The sequence below is a fragment of the Sporanaerobacter sp. genome, from assembly GCF_047830725.1.
Lineage (GTDB): Bacteria > Bacillota > Clostridia > Tissierellales > Sporanaerobacteraceae > Sporanaerobacter.
Genome location: NZ_CP181252.1, coordinates 138,487 through 152,507 on the forward strand (window position 1 = coordinate 138,487; position 14,021 = coordinate 152,507).

The window sequence follows — 14,021 nt, forward strand, 5'->3', positions numbered from 1 at the left end:
ATTAGTTACAAATTTATTACAAAAGAAAAAAGAAGGCTAATTTCACCTTCCCTTCTCCTATATATATTAATTGCTGAACAAGAAATTGTAAATTAAATTTGCTCCATCTTCTCTTTTGAGTTCTGCCTTTGGCCTTAGATATCCATTATTTCCTTCTACAATTTTTAGTCCATAGGCAATTGATACATATCCTTTTAGTTCTGGATTTATATCCTTTGTATCTTTAAATAAATCTTTATATATGCTATTCAAATCTGCAACCTTGTCATATTTCAATGCTCTAATTATATACTTTATAGCCTCTTCTTTAGTAATTATCTTTTTTGGTGCCTTTTCATCATCCTTTACAATACCTGTATTCATCAAGTAGGAATACAACTTTTCATCATTATTTAAAATATCTGAACCTAAATAGGAATTGTTGGCTTTTGCAAGTAAAAATAAGAAATCTCTTTGAGTCAATTTTTCACTAGGTTTAAATTCATCTCCAGGAAATCCAATCCCATATTGAGTTAAAATATTTATTTTATCCTTTGCATAACTTTTATCTATATCTTTATAGCTAATCTTTTCTCTTTTCACATATGGCATTCCTTGATAATCTAAAATTTCCCCTGTATTTGCATCTATATCATTTGGTCTATCTTTCTTTAAAGCATAAACCAATATAGCTTCTAATTTCTTGTTATCTATTTTGTCATATCTACTTGGCACTGTATATCTAACTTCCATTCCTATTTTATCAAACAATATATCATAAGCTTCATCTATAGATATAACTTTGTCTTTTGATGGGAGTTTCCCATTGTACCAATCTATCTCATATTCAATAATCTTTCCTTCTGTCAAATCTACAGAAACCCTTATGGCATCATCTAATACATAAGCACCATCTTCTATTCTCATGAAATTTAAATATACTATCTTTTGAGGGTCTCCCTCAACTCTACTAGAATCAGAAATTGACTCTATAAATTCAATATTATTTACCTTTTCAGGATTTGTTTTAGCTATAAAATTCTTTGCAATATCTAAAGCCTGTTTTTCACTATATTTAATTTCTTTATTTGAATTTACATCAGCCCATCTATAAAAAGAAATAAGCTCTTTACTTTTTGCATTTATAGCTACATTTGAATACTTTTCTACACCATTTACATTTTTCACAAAACCTAAATACCATTTATATTCTCCCTTGTTCTTCCAGTTTTTGTATAAATTTGCCGACTCCAATTTATAATCTTTATCTATCTCTAAATACTTTCTACCAAGTTTTTCTGCTTCTTCCTCTGATATAAGTCCAGACACGCTTTCCACAGCCTTTTGTTCATCTGGACTCAAATCTTCAGCATTTTCTTCTCCTTTAGCTCCCATATGCATATCCATGCCCTCATAGTATGGACCATAATAGTCAATTTGAACAACTTCTCCATTCTTTGCATCTATACCTACATCATTTCTAAGAGATGCATAAGTTAAATATAATCTAGGTTCTGTTTCCATGTAAGAAGTCTTATAAATTAATTTCAATCCAATCTTTTCTTTGTATAGTTCTTGAGCTTTCTCGTTTGAAATTACATCTTTTGCTTCAGAAAATACTATATCTTTATCCCAATTTGTATAATAATCTCTTACCTCACCAGTTATATTGTCCACAGTTATATTGATATTGTTCTCACTATAAGGTATTCCATTTACAGTTCTTGTAAAGAAATAATTGTATGAATCTGAATAAATATCCAATTGTTCATCTCTATCAACATATTCCATATTCTTTGCAATATCTGGGCTTACTTTCCCAATAAAATCTTTTGCAATCTTTAATCCCTGATCTTTTGATACCTTTGGCAATTTAGGTCTATTTTCTCCATAATATGGTTTATATTTTGAATAACTTAAAATTTCTCCATCTACTGTTACGGAAACATTTATACTGCCAAGCTTTTCCTTGCTGTCTGACCAATTTAAATGAAAAGCTGTTTTCCCGTCATAAGAGCTTACATCAGAACTAAACTTGTCATACTCTTTTCCAATATTGAACAATTCTTTACTCTTTGTAATAGCTTCTTTCAACTGTTTATCGAAATTTTGTTGTGCAAAGGAACCTATTGGAATCAATGTCAAAATCATAACAATTGCTAACACTGCTGAAACTCTCTTCTTCATAACAAAGCCCCCTCGTTTTAAAATTTTGAATTTTTTAAAAAAATAATCAAGTATACCACTTTTAGAATATTTCTCTATGTTTATATTATACTTCATGTAGAGGAAATATTAGTTACAAATTAGTTACATTGAAAGCAAAAAAATAAGCCCTAAGGCTTATTTCATATTAGTCCCAAGGTTCATATCCATACCCTGGACCATATCCGTACCCTGAACCATATCCATAGTAGTTGTAGGGATACCTCCTTCTAAGTAGTTCTGATATAAGTATGATGCTTATTATGTCTCTTACAATTCTTCCCCTGCCATAATAAGGTCGTTGCATAGCTTTGTACCTAGAATAGCGTTGTCGTCTTTCCATGGGATCTTCACCTATTTCTGGACACTCAGCTAACATTTGTTCATAGACTTCATCTACCATCTTGTCTACCTCATCTTCCGAAACATTTCCGGCAACTGATAGATTATCTACATTTTTGCTGATTGTACTCATTACTTTTGGATATATACGATAATATAGTTCTGGATATGAAATATCAAAGCTATAATCCATAAAAAAACCTCCCCAAATATATTACAATATCATCCTATGAGTAGAGAGGTTTTTTGGGAACTTGTCTATGCTATAATTCTTTAAATTGTGACTTATAAAGATTTGCATATACTCCTTTCTTTTCAAGAAGTTCCTCATGTTTTCCTTTTTCTTCTATCCCTTTATTGGTCAATACAACTATTTCATCAGCATTTTTTATAGTAGATAACCTATGAGCTATAACTAAAACAGTCCTACCATGAGAAAGTTCTTCTAAAGATTTTTGAATAGCTATTTCAGTTTCATTGTCTAAAGCAGAAGTTGCTTCATCAAGAATTAATATAGGAGGATTTTTAAGAAATAATCTGGCAATAGATATCCTCTGTTTTTGTCCTCCTGAAAGCATAACACCCTTTTCTCCAATATATGTGTCATACCCATTTGGAAGAGTCATTATGAAATCATGAATACTGGCCTTTTTAGCTGCTTCAACTATTTCTTCATCACTGGCTTCTGGATTTCCATATAATATATTGTCTTTTATAGTTCCTGTAAACAAAAATACATCTTGCTGTACCAATCCTATATTTTGTCTTAATGATCTTAATTTTATATCCCTAATGTCTACTCCATCAATAAGTATTTGTCCTTCATCTATTTCATAAAATCTTGGTATCAAATGACATAGAGTAGTTTTCCCTGCACCTGATGGGCCAACTATGGCAACAGTTTTGCCTTGTTTTATATCTAAATTTATACCTGAAAAAACTGTCTTTTTTCCATTGCTATAACTAAAAGATACATCTTTAAATTCAATTTCTCCCTTTACATCTTTAAGCTCTATAGCATCTTCTTTATCTTTAATATCTGGTTCAATATTCATTATTTCTATAAATCTTTCAAAACCTGTCATACCATCTTGATATTGTTGAGCAAATTCCGTTAGCCTTCTAATAGGCTGTAAAAAGTAATTTACAAACAACAAATATGCAACCAATTCTCCATAGTCAATATATTTCTTATATACAAATATTCCTCCAAGGCTTAGTACAATTAAATTTAGCATATTAGACATAAAGTTTATTCCTGACATAAACTCAGCCATTACCTTATAGGAAGCTTCTCTAGCCTCTCTAAATTCCATATTGTTCTCAGCAAACTTTTCTATCTCATAATCTTCATTTGTAAAAGATTTAGCAACACGAATACCAGAAATACTATTTTCAAGTTGAGAATTTACATTGGCTATTCGTTTTCTAACTTGTCTAAAAGACTCAGACATTTTATTTCTCTTAGAAATAGCAAACCATATCATCAGTGGAACAAAGGCAAATATAATTAAAGTAAGTCTCCACTCAATTCTCAAAAGTATAATAAAAGATCCTATTAGCATGACTAGTGATATAAATAAGTCTTCAGGACCATGATGAGCAAGTTCTGTTATTTCCCTCAAATCATTAACTATTCTTGACATTATATGTCCAGTTTTGTTGTTGTCAAAATAAGTAAAAGATAAAGTCTGTAAATGAGCAAATACATCTTTTCTCATATCATGTTCTATTCTAACTCCCACAACATGACCATAATAGTTTACAATGTATTGACTTATGTATCTCAATACAAACAGTATAGCCAAATAAATGGTCCATTTGTATAGTAGATCTATATTCCCATTTGGAATATAGTCATTTATGAAATTTTTCGTCACTACAGGGAATACCAAATCTAAAACAGATATGAAAAAAGCACATACCATATCTAATATAAACAACTTCATATGTGGTTTATAATAAGATGTAAATTTTTTAAGCAATATCTATTCCCCCTTAAAATATATTTCGACTCACGAATATTATATTCTTTTTTTGATACAAATTCAACTGACAATATTGTATAATTGTATTTAGTACAGTTAAAGGGAGGTCAATTTATGGATTTATTTTTAATATTCTTAACTGGTTTTCTAATTCACATAATAATTTCTATGGAATTCAATTTGATCAGTGCCATAGCTCCATATCTAGCAAGTTTCTTTAATATAAAAGCCAGTTCTGTAATCACATTGAACTTAGGTTTTTCTATAGTAGGGCTTTTGATACCCCTCTTGGGAACATGGGCCGATAAATATGGAAAAAAGAAATACATATTTACCTCATTAATTTTCTTTGTATTGGGTGCTTTTATCAGTGGAATTTCACATTCCCCATCCTTATTTGCCATAGGTAGAACTTTTATAGGAATTGGATACTTTTCCTTAAATGCCTCAGTCATATCTTATATAAGTGATTTTGTTCCCTATGAAAAGCGAGGAAAAGCTTCTGGAATACTTCGAATAGCTTTTGGACTAGCTCTACTTACCAGTCCTCTATATGCCACCTTTATGATTAAGTCCTTTGACAATTTAAAAGGAATATATATTCCTTTTGCAATAGTGGGAATAATATGTTTGTTTTTGCTTATAAAACTTCCAGAATCTGAGAAAGTTAATAATGAAAAAATAGATTCTAATGATGTATTAAATATATTGAAAGATCCCGTTGGACTTAAACTTTTAATCATTCAGTTTTTAACTGTAACTGCTCCTTTTACTATCTACAGCTATTTAGGTATTTGGCTCAGCAAAGATTTTAGTTTAAACCAGCTTCAAATTGGATATGTCTATACGGCTGCAGCCTGTGGCACTGTTTTAGGAATCACTATGTCTACTTTTGCAGCTGACAAAATTGGAAAACAAAAGTTTACAAAAATATTTTATACTATAATGATTTTAGCTCTATCACTTATGCCCTATTCAAAATCTTTATATTTAACAATTGCTCTTATATTCACCTTTGCTTTTGGATTAGATGGCGGGTGGACTGCCTATCAAGCCATATGTACAGAAATATATCCAGAAAAGAGGACTACCTTTATGACTCTTTTATTTTTCACCAATGCAATGATGATAACCCTATTCACCCTCATTGGACCACTTTTGTATAATCTTGGAGGATATAAATTGATTGCTTCTATTGCTTCTGTATCAAGTATTGTAGCTCTATTTTTGTTTTTTAATGTAAGCAAAAGCCTTGATTAAATATCAAGGCTTTTTTACTTTTATTCAATTCCTGCCAAGGATACATTGGATAATTTTATAGTTTTAGGTCCTAAAAAGTTGTTTAGCTTTTGTGATTCTCTAGAAAAATACATTTCTTTTTCTACTTCATTTATATTCCCAGAAATAGAACCGCCAGTTATAGGTAGCGTATTTTCTCCGTCAAAATACCAACCAAGTCTTATTTCTCCTCCAAAATCACCAGTCATTGGATCCATTTGAAAATCCGAAAAACTTATAAGTTCAATATATGGAGATGCTTTCATTTCTTCTATACTTTTGCTTCCACTTTTAACTATGAAATTTCTAATATTTCCAGTTGGTTCAATACCTAGATAATAAGAATGCCTCATATCTCCCCAATATCTTTTAAGTACTCCATCCTCAATGATTTGAGTTTTCTCAAGGAATACTCCATCCTCATCATAAGGAGCACTATAAGTAGAATTTTCTAGCTTTGGATCCAATAAAAGATTTACTTTATCTCCTATGACCTCTTGCCCTTGTACGCACTCACCCACCTTATAGGTAGAAATCCCATCATATATCTGTTTGCCATTAGCATTTATATAATAATATTTTAAAAACTCCTTTACAGGCTCTCCACTTAAAATAATAGTAGAAGTTTTCAAATCTGGAGTAGGCTTAGCAATTGCTTTTTCCTTGCTCAATTTAAGCATATCTCTTATTTCATTCTTTATCATTTCATCATCATATTCTGTAAATTCAATATTCCTAGAAATCTCTATTTCTTCACTTTCTTCTTTCCAGTTTGTAACGAGATCAAGCATACCAGAATAGCCACTATAAGAAACATCTAATCCTTTAGAATTAACAATTCTAATATACACTTTATTTAAGAACAATTCAGATGAATTTATATAACCATTTTCATATACATCTTCTTCAAAGAGACATTTAGATATTTTGGGCAAATAATTAGACACAGTATCATTGTCAAAATTGCTTTCCATTTTTACTTCTTCTAAATACTCTCCTTCATTTATAGGATAGTATTCATTCTTAACAAAACTTGCAGCAAAAACAGCTCCTTCTATACTGTTTTTTATTTCTTCTTTAGTCATAGTTGGATGAATTTGAACAGTGGAAGAACCTCTGTATTTCTTCCCATCTTCTTCAAAATCTTTGTATACAGTAACTGTATATTTTGCCACTTCTTTTCCCCTGTTCATATCAAGTTCTTGCCTTATAAAAAACAGTTCTCTAGAAGATGTTTTGTTTTCAACAATCTTCCACTCATCTAATTCTTTAATATTTGATAAAATGTTTTTTATATTCTCTATCATTATCCTAACCTCGCTTTTGCTTTGATATATGGACCACCATCAGAAACCTTGACCCACTCTTTATATCCCTTTCCACAAGCACCAGAACCAAAAAGTACCACCCTATCTGAAACCATGCTTATAGATTTAAGCAAATCTGGAACATAGCCAGTCATGACAACAGGAGACACTATCTTTCCAGTAAGCTTTCCATTTTTTATTTCCTTTCCCATCAGGAGCATACATTGAATACCCCAATTCTTTGGATCTTCCATACCACTCATTGAGCCATCTAGTAAATATCCATATTCAATAGAAGCTATCATATCTTCAAGTTTTGAATTTCCTTCTTCAAAGAAAGTATTTGTCATTCTAGTATAAGCCTTTCTCTCAAAAGATTCTCTTTTTCCATTTCCAGTTGGCTCTATATCTAATCTCAAAGCTGAAATAGTATCACATATTCCAGTCTTTAAAACACCCTTATCTATAATTTTAGTATCAGTCCCAAGAACTCCTTCATCATCAAATAGATAAGAAGAAACATCTACAGCACTAGCTGCTCCATCATGCATAACAACCAAATCTGAAGCTACTTCTTTACCTATATATTCTACTGCTTTAGCTCTATTCTTTACAAACATATCCATCTCTACTCCATGACCAAAAGCCTCATGAGCAATAAGTCCTGCAATTTCTGGAGTACATATAACATCATATTCTCCTGGAACTATTCTTTCAGCATCTAATAGAGAGATAACTTCATCAATAGCTTTTTTGTATCCAGCATCCATTTCATCTAATAATTCAACACCCTTCAATCCTGAAAAACTATTGAAATTCACCTTTACATTTTCACCTTTTCTCACTATAGGTACAAGATATCCTTGACTCCAAATATATGATTGCTCTAATTTTTTGTTTAAAGATATGAAAATTTTAGATACATGAACTTCTTCATAAAATGTCCTAAAATCTATCAATACTTGAGAGTATTTAAAAGCTTTTTTTTGTATATTGAGTAGTCTCTCCACTTTTTCCTTTGATGTAATGTTTTCAGGTAGTATCTCTACTTCACCAATAAAACTTTTTTCTATTACATCTTCTTTTATGATTGGAAATTTAGTTATACCAACAGAAGATTCTCTTAATTTTTTTATATCTTCTATTGCAATGCTATTTATCTTACTTTTCAATACCTCTACATCTTCTGGCAATTCATTGAAAGAAAACTCCGAGTAGCATATACCATTATATACTCTAAGTACAAATCCTCTTTCTGTCCAATCACTATCACTTATACTTATTCCACTTTTTTGTACTGAGTATCTTTTTCCCACTACATCTGCCCCTAATATAGACACATACTTATAGTCTTTAGAGAGAACGTTTACAATTTGCACTAGCTTGTCTTTATTTTTTGATAGATAATTAGACATCTCCGTTTTTGCCATATTTACACCTCCCTGGTAATAGAAATATTTACAAACAACACTAAAAGATATTGTATCATATATATAAATGCAATAACCCCTGTGTCATTTACAATAAACGCAACAATACTAGTTATTAGTAAGACCATATACTCTCTATGAATTTCTGGCCTTTCTTCCAATATATAAGGCAATTTGGTCTTAAATTTATCCCAAAAACTTTTAATAAAAAGAATTTGACTAAAAAGCACTATGCACCATGGTGGAGATATTGTATAAATTAAAAGTTCTTTAACCTTAACTTTTACAATATCATATACCTCTTTCTTGCCCAATATTTTTGCCCTATAAATTAAACTTCCAGCATGGCTTTTATCTAAACTATTTAAATCCATATACAAATTGACAAATAAAATCAATACGCCTAAACATATGAGAAAAATTAAATTCTTAAATGTAAAATTCTTGTCAAGAAAAACTACATATATCACCATCAAAAATAACACAATAGAAGTAAAAAACCCTCCTGTATTTGCTCCATATCTAGCTGACAATACTATCACATTTAACACAAAATATAATATTGCTAAAATTTTCTCCATTGTATCATTTGGCAAATATTTTTTAATTGTAAAATAGCTGATAATGGAAGTAGCTAAAAGTACTCCCATAGCACCGTTGTTGAACCCATAATATCTACTACCTGCAATTAAATTGTCATATCCAATATAAGAATTATAAATAAATTCTGGATAAAATAACATTCCCAATGTCAAAAATATATAGGTTAGAGTAGAAAAAATTCCAGCTCCATTTAACTTCCTATTAGTTACAATATATGAAATACTATAGCTTAACATTATACAAATAATTAGATATGCAAAAACATTTCTATGAATATCTAAAAATCCCATCAAAATAGAAATAAATATTGTTATTATTATGAAATTGTAATAAAAAGCTATATCCCAGTATTTATCCCTTCTATTTCGTACAAAAAAATAAGTAAAATAAATTTGTATGAAATAAACAATACCGTGGAAAATATATGTTATCCACGTCATATTTATTACTTCATTATAAATAACTTTTATTTCTTCAATAGTATTTTTGCTAGGTAATACTTTGAATTTCTTTCCAATTACAACATTGCTTTTTATTCCATAAGAATTAAGAACTTCTGGCAATATATCTAAATTCGTTATGATACCTTTTCTTTTCGTAGAATCACTAGTCAAAATTCCACTCTTTGCTTCAATTTTATTGTACATAATTGGAACTAGTGAATTGTTAACTACCTTTTTCATATTAGTCGGAACTTTTCTAGGAAAAATAAGAATATTATATTTGTCCAAATTTTTTAAATAGCCTTTTAGCACTTCTAATCTATCTTCATTTTCTTCCAACTCATAAGATAAAACCAAAATATTTGAATCTCTCAAATACTCATTTGTCTTTTCTTTTAGCCATCTTTCATCATAAACAACTTTCGTTTCTCCGTTTTCTATGAGCCCATTTTTATCACAAGCTATCAATGACGAAGAATCTTCTCCTATAAAAGCTATTCCTTCACTTTTGAGTTTCTCACCAAAAAAATCGATTTTATTTGTAAATTCAGGATACTTTCTATTTAAATCTCTTATTATATTGTCATAGCCTTTTACCTGTATACTTCCATCATTCCGTTTTATAAGTCCTTCAAATTCTCCCTCTTTTATTTTTACCTTTCTACCCGTAGCAATTGTCATAAAATAACTTTCAGTATTATTAATTCCTCTCACCTTTGTATTCATAAGTCCCATCGAAAAGGAATCTTTTCCTATTTCTTCGGCCAATTGGAAATCAAGCTCATCTAATACTATTATTATAGTTTTCTTCTCTAAACTCCCATAGGCAAAACTGTTTATGAAAACCATCAATGTAACTAAAAGAATCATTAGACAAGTATTTTTTTTCATAGAAACACCCTTTTAATATATAATATAGTTAAGAATGCTAAAGGAACCTAAAACAATAGACAATATTCCTATTGCTATTTTATATTTATAAAGTCTATCTTTTTGAAAATCTTGTTTTTTAACTATTTCTCTGTAGTTGTTGTTGTAAACAATTCTGTATTTATCACTAATTATAACATATATACCTATCAAGATAAATAATATACCAAAGATAAGCAAATTAAGCACCTCATTTTCCATATTAAATTTCTTCTTTTTGTTTTTAACAATCATTCATTGCAAATCACATTAAAATTGCAATATGAATTGCATATTTTCCCTCTTTCATATTGTTTAATATCACTGTTAAGACAAACAAACTTCATAAAATTTTCTATATCTTTAAGATTTTCATTTAAAACTTCATCAGATATATCTATATCTACTATTTCGCCAGTCTCTAAAAGAAAAAGTGAAGCCCTATTTACCTTTAAGCCATATAAATTCTCACATACTTTCGTATATAATTGAATTTGAGGAGAATATTTTTTTATCAACAAATTTTTATCTTTGACTTTATTTGTTTTAAAATCCATTATTTCAATATTGTTCCCACTTATATATATTCTATCGACAATTCCATATACAATACCACTATGCAAATTGTAATAAAATTTTTTCTCACTATAAATTTTATCATAATTTTCACTATAATTTTCAATATAATTGTGGATATATGGTGATAATTCTTGAGCTAATTCTTCTGTAGGCATTATCCCAAAAGATTGTACTATGTTTTTTAAAAGTTTCTCACTATTTACTCCAGTTCTATATAATTCACAAAATTTATGCACTATTTCACCACGAACTGCCGGATTTATAGCTTTGGTACTAGTAGACTGAAAATCTTCGTATTCATCTATGGGAAGTCTCCTATAATAAGTCATGAAAAACTTTCTTTTACATTCTTTAAATGTTAAAAATTGCGATATAGAATAAATATTAAATTGCCTTTGATTGAAACCTTTTATTTCTCCCAATATAGGAAATATATTTTCTTTGAAGGGTTTAGACTCTCTTGTAAATCCTTCCAATGTCCTTATCTCTTCTACTTCCTCTTTCTTTACATCTAAATCCTCAATCAATTCATATTTGGCAAAATCTAAGAAATCACTTATGAATTTTTTAAATCCACTTTTCTTCCCCTGATTTCCCAAAATCAATCTTTCTTCTGCCCTAGTCATTGCCACATATAATATTCTCTTGTTTTCTTCTTCCTCTTTTTCTTTTACTATGGCTTTTATTTCATCATACAATGGTGAAATCCCATTGTACTTTATACCTAATCCTATATTTTTATCAAACAATATTTGAGATTTATCCGTATTGAAACTTTTAGCCATCTGGGGAACTATGACAACTTTGAATTCTAGCCCTTTTGATTTATGTATAGTCATCAACTTCACACTATCTCCATCTTCTAATTCTATTTTAGCCTGAGATTCATCTATTTCCTTTAGTTTCAATTCTTCAATATAATTTATAAAATCAGAAATAGTTCCATTGTTCTCTTCAGTATAAGTTCTAGCCATCTCTAGAAATTTATAGACATTGGCTACTCTTTGTTTTCCTCCATACATTAGCATGAGTACTTCATTGTAATAAGTTTTCTCCAACAATTCATTCAACAAATCATAAACATTTAATAAATCTCTTTTTATAATCATTAAATCCAATATTTTTTTGGTTCTTTGAATCTTCTTAATTTCTCTATCTTCAATATATGGAATATTGGAATTCAAAGCATATAGCATAGACTCTTCTTTTTCTCTCAAAAGCCAATAAATTGACTTATCTGAAAGGCCAAACATGGGGCTTCTAAGTACTCCTACCAATGAAATATTGTCATAGATATTACTTATCCCCTTTAGTCCATTAAGTAAATCCACTATCTCTTCTTGGCTAAAAAATCCCTTCCCTCCAAAATTGTAATATGGAATGCCATATTCCCTTAAGGCTTCCTCATAAATATAATCTTCTGTACTAGATCTAAAAAGCAAAGCAAAATCTCCATATTTATAATCTCCACTATCTACTAAAGATTTTATTCGCTTAGCTATCAATCTACTTTCATAGTATTTGTTGAATTCACCAGTACTTTCTCCATCAGGAACTTCTAAATTCTCATTTTCAAGTATTTCTACATCTACATCATTGGGAGATTTAATCTTTGCATCTAATGGTTCATACCTTTCCTTCATTACTTTTTCAAATATACAGTTTACAAATTCAAGAACTGTATTCATACTTCTATAATTGTCTTTAAGACTTATGGCTTCTATTTTAGATACTTCTACTATATCCTCAATAACATCATTGAAAACCTCTACATCTGCTCCCCTAAAAGCATAAATAGATTGTTTGGGATCTCCTACAATAAATAAATTTTGTCTATCTAATTTTGAATTCTCACTTGCCAATTTATACACTATTTGCCTTTGCAATTCATTCGTATCTTGAAATTCATCTATCATTATATATTTATACTTTCTTTGATATTCTTTTCTTACTTCATCTATATCCAATAGATGAAGCACTTTTATCTGAAGATCTTCATAATCTAAATATCCTAAACTGCTCTTAGCTTTAGAAAACTCCAAATCTATTTGAACAAGCAATTCTATAAGAGTTTCATACAATTCTATTTTATCTTTTTCAGCTACTTTCAAAACCTTATCAATAGTCTCTATCAGTGTAGAAATTCTATCTTCTTCTGAACTCATAGTTCCTATATTGTCTTTTAAATATAAAAGTACATCTAAAACACTTTCATCATAACTATCTCTTTGACTAAAATCTATCCATATTGGGTCCTCTTTTAATTTATACAACTTTGAGTTCTTTCTACTCTTTGACATCAGATATTTAAATTCATCTAATATGTAAAAAATATCTTTTTCATTGAACTCAACCCCTTGTATATTGTTCAATGTGATTTCTCTTACCTTTTCAAAACTCATTCCAGTACTTCTTATTTTTTTATACAAATTCATCATAGTATAGATAGGATTGTCCAAATTGTACACATTGAAATTTTTCATAAGTTCATAGACTTTTTCGCAAGAATTTATTCCTTTCAATATGATTTCTTTGACTACTTCGTATAATATTTCATCTGATTCATGATCTTCTAATACCTTAAATTGTGGATCTATATTGGCTTCTATGGGATTTTCCTTAAGTATCTTTGAACAAAAGCTGTGTATAGTAGATATATTTCCCTTCTCTAAATCTCTATACATTCTCCTCCATTTTGGATCTAGAAAAAACTTTTCTTTTATATTTTTCCTTATTCTCTCTTTCATTTCCTGACTAGCTTTTTTAGTAAAAGTAATAGCTAAAATTGATTCAATTTCACTTCCCTCATCTAAATCTCCATTTTCAAGTATATATAAATACCTTTCAACCAATACTCTGGTTTTCCCTGAACCAGCTCCTGCATTTACTGCCACATTTTTGTTTATAGTTTCAACAGCTTTTTTTTGATTTTTATTTAATTCCATTTTCCTCTTCCCC

At 29.5% G+C, this 14,021-nt stretch carries 9 protein-coding genes; 1 reads left to right on the top strand and 8 read right to left on the bottom strand.

The genetic code is table 11. The features are described from left to right. Nucleotides 1-66: 66 nt before the first annotated feature. The 3 genes from ACFWUA_RS00755 to ACFWUA_RS00765 all read right to left on the bottom strand — a co-directional run bounded on the left by ACFWUA_RS00755 (nucleotide 67) and on the right by ACFWUA_RS00765 (nucleotide 4,511). Nucleotides 67-2,166 (bottom strand): YcdB/YcdC domain-containing protein, encoded by a 2,100-nt coding sequence (locus ACFWUA_RS00755; protein WP_416198272.1) that lies wholly within the window; start codon nucleotides 2,164-2,166, stop codon nucleotides 67-69. Nucleotides 2,167-2,332: 166 nt separating this feature from the next. Further along, nucleotides 2,333-2,719, bottom strand: coding sequence for a hypothetical protein (locus tag ACFWUA_RS00760; RefSeq protein ID WP_416198273.1), 387 nt, complete (start codon nucleotides 2,717-2,719; stop codon nucleotides 2,333-2,335). A 70-nt stretch (nucleotides 2,720-2,789) separates the two neighbouring features. Continuing rightward, on the bottom strand, nucleotides 2,790-4,511 hold the full coding sequence (locus ACFWUA_RS00765) for an ABC transporter ATP-binding protein (RefSeq protein WP_416198274.1): 1,722 nt from the start codon (nucleotides 4,509-4,511) through the stop codon (nucleotides 2,790-2,792). 117 nt (nucleotides 4,512-4,628) lie between these two features. Here ACFWUA_RS00765 and ACFWUA_RS00770 point away from each other — a divergent pair, with 117 nt between their 5' ends. Further along, nucleotides 4,629-5,774 carry an MFS transporter gene (locus tag ACFWUA_RS00770; RefSeq protein ID WP_416198275.1) on the top strand — a complete coding sequence of 382 codons (1,146 nt, stop codon included), beginning with the start codon at nucleotides 4,629-4,631 and terminating at the stop codon, nucleotides 5,772-5,774. Nucleotides 5,775-5,794: 20 nt separating this feature from the next. Here the strand turns inward: ACFWUA_RS00770 and ACFWUA_RS00775 are convergent, their stop codons facing one another. The 5 genes from ACFWUA_RS00775 to ACFWUA_RS00795 are packed head-to-tail and all read right to left on the bottom strand — an operon-like array spanning nucleotide 5,795 to nucleotide 14,008. Continuing rightward, entirely contained in the window at nucleotides 5,795-7,099 is a 1,305-nt protein-coding gene (locus ACFWUA_RS00775) for a metallopeptidase TldD-related protein (RefSeq protein WP_416198276.1), read from the bottom strand. Beyond that, nucleotides 7,099-8,529 (bottom strand): TldD/PmbA family protein, encoded by a 1,431-nt coding sequence (locus tag ACFWUA_RS00780; protein ID WP_416198277.1) that lies wholly within the window; start codon nucleotides 8,527-8,529, stop codon nucleotides 7,099-7,101. The genes ACFWUA_RS00775 and ACFWUA_RS00780 overlap by 1 nt, the downstream gene beginning before the upstream one ends. A gap of 2 nt (nucleotides 8,530-8,531) precedes the next feature. Beyond that, a complete protein-coding gene (locus ACFWUA_RS00785; RefSeq protein WP_416198278.1) occupies nucleotides 8,532-10,466 on the bottom strand; it encodes a hypothetical protein in 1,935 nt (644 codons plus the stop codon). Between the two features lie 12 nt (nucleotides 10,467-10,478). After that, nucleotides 10,479-10,706 carry a hypothetical protein gene (locus ACFWUA_RS00790; protein ID WP_416198279.1) on the bottom strand — a complete coding sequence of 76 codons (228 nt, stop codon included), beginning with the start codon at nucleotides 10,704-10,706 and terminating at the stop codon, nucleotides 10,479-10,481. Nucleotides 10,707-10,735: 29 nt separating this feature from the next. Continuing rightward, the gene (locus tag ACFWUA_RS00795; protein WP_416198280.1) at nucleotides 10,736-14,008 is read right to left on the bottom strand and encodes a UvrD-helicase domain-containing protein; all 3,273 of its coding nucleotides are present in this window, start codon (nucleotides 14,006-14,008) and stop codon (nucleotides 10,736-10,738) included. Nucleotides 14,009-14,021 lie beyond the last annotated feature (13 nt).